The organism is Streptomyces sp. NRRL WC-3549 (genome assembly GCF_000721935.1).
GTDB lineage: Bacteria > Actinomycetota > Actinomycetes > Streptomycetales > Streptomycetaceae > Streptomyces.
Genome location: NZ_KL585426.1, coordinates 77,467 through 78,027, shown reverse-complemented (window position 1 = coordinate 78,027; position 561 = coordinate 77,467). Strand labels below are relative to the sequence as shown.

The window sequence follows — 561 nt, the reverse complement described above, 5'->3', positions numbered from 1 at the left end:
GGCTACCGGCCGGTCGTGCTCTGCGGGAGGAACGCCCGGCTGCGGCGGCAGGCGTCCCGCGGCGCTCCCGAGCACACCCTGGGCTGGGTCGACGACATGCCGGGGCTCCTGTCGGCCTCCCGGGCGCTCGTCGACAACGCCGCGGGCCAGACGGCACTGGAGGCCATGGCCCTCGGCGTACCGGTCGTCAGCTTCCGCGTCATTCCGGGACACGGCAGGGACGGGGCCCTGAGGATGGCGGAACACGGCCTCGCCGACTTCGCTCCGGACGCCGGTGCGCTGATCCGGTCCCTGGACGTCCTGACCGGGCCGGGTGCGGCGCGTGAACTGCGGGTCGCGACGGGCCGCGGCCTCCTCGCGGGCGAAGGCGTACGCCCGCTGGAGGCGCTGCTGCCCCCCTCGTCACCCTCCGGTCCGGCCTGAGCCCGCGAGCGGTGGTGGCCGGTGCCGCACGCCGGGCCCACGGGCGTCGCGGCCGACGGGGACCGGGCGTCGCGGCCGTCCTGTGACGGACGGCCGCGCTGCGCCTCAGGCGTCCGCCACCAGACGCCGCTCTCGGCG

General features: G+C 77.5%; 1 protein-coding gene. It reads left to right on the top strand.

Annotation, left to right across the window (positions count from 1 at the left end):
- A partial coding sequence (locus tag IH13_RS0128765) for a glycosyltransferase (RefSeq protein WP_031088932.1) occupies window positions 1–423 on the top strand: 423 nt, incomplete at its 5' end.
- Between the last annotated feature and the right edge of the window lie 138 nt (window positions 424–561).